Consider the following 1,426-nt stretch of genomic DNA (forward strand, 5'->3'; position numbering starts at 1 on the left):
GTCATCGGTAGAGATGTCGTTTTGGCTGTAGAAGTTTTTATCTTCATCCAGCAGGTTGATTTTGTAATCAACATAGGTGGAGAAGTTTTTGTTGAAGTAGTAAGTAGCGCCAACGGATGCATATTTCACCAGATCCTGGTCGCCATCAGATCCGTTTACACCCAGATCCTTACCTTTAGACATCAGGAAAGACACTTCCGGACGCAGACCGAAGTCGAACTGGTATTGCGCAGTCACTTCAAAGTTCTGAGTTTTGTTGGCAATCGTATTATCACTACCGTTTGAGCCACCATAAGGGGTCATGTTGCGGGTTTCGGAGTACATGGTTGCCAAGTAGATGTTGTTCGCGTCGTATTTCAGACCGACTGTCCATGCGTCAGCTTTATCACCGCCCGCGGTAGAATCGTTAACCTGCTCGTTAGTACGGTCAGAAGAGGTGTATGCTGCACCGAAGCTTACACCCATACCCAAATCGTAGGTCGAGGAGATACCGAAGCCGTCACCGTTGGAGTTCTTCATGTTACGATCGTCGCCACCGTTATTGGTGCCTTCCTGCTCTGGTGACTGATTTTCGTTCGCGCCCTGATACTGCAACGCCACGTTCAGACCGTCAACCAGACCAAAGAAGTCGGTATTACGGTAGGTCGCCACGCCGTTCGCACGACCGGTCATGAAGTTGTCTGCTTTGGTGTAAGAGTCGCCACCGAATTCCGGCAGCATATCGGTCCAGCCTTCAACGTCGTACATTACGCCGTAGTTACGGCCGTAGTCGAATGAGCCGTAGTCGCCGACTTTAATACCTGCGAATGCCAGACGAGTCCAGGAGTCGCCTTTATCACCTTCGGTGCCGTTAGCCTGAACCTGATATTCCCACTGGCCGTAACCGGTGATCATATCGTTAACCTGAGTTTCGCCTTTGAAGCCCATACGCATATAAGTCTGATCGCCATCACTGTTAGCGTCATCAGAGAAATAATGCAGGCCGTCTACTTTGCCATAGAGATCTAATTTGTTGCCGTCTTTATTATAAACTTCAGCCGCGTGAGCAGCGCCTGCAGCCAGCAGGGCAGGAATTACGAGAGCCAGTACTTTTCTGTTCATTGAAATAATCCTTTAGTTTTTTTATTAACCTGTGACTACCCATGTAGGGAGTAAAAGCATGCTAAAGGAGAAGTTCCGTAAAGGGATAAATATGAATTGTTACGCCTTAAGTAAAACCTTAAAGAAATAATTCTACGGAAATGATGATAATTGTGGTGAATGTATGGATGGTAAATATATAAAATAAAAATTATACAAGTGAAGTGTGTTGGGCTATTCTGCGCGTGTTATATGCCTTTATTGTCACGTTTTATTTTTCGTTGACGTATTGATAGCTATTATTAATTAGCCAGCGAATAAATTGACAAGCCCGAACAACTGTTCG

1 protein-coding gene is annotated in these 1,426 nt (G+C 45.8%); it reads right to left on the reverse strand.

Translation table 11 applies throughout. From position 1 onward, the window contains the following. Window positions 1-1,101 (reverse strand): porin OmpC (gene ompC / locus FDW87_RS10370; protein WP_137379727.1); only part of this gene is annotated, 1,101 nt, incomplete at its 3' end. Window positions 1,102-1,426 lie beyond the last annotated feature (325 nt).

This window comes from Citrobacter sp. wls826 (assembly GCF_005281245.1).
In the GTDB taxonomy this organism is placed as follows: domain Bacteria; phylum Pseudomonadota; class Gammaproteobacteria; order Enterobacterales; family Enterobacteriaceae; genus Citrobacter; species Citrobacter braakii.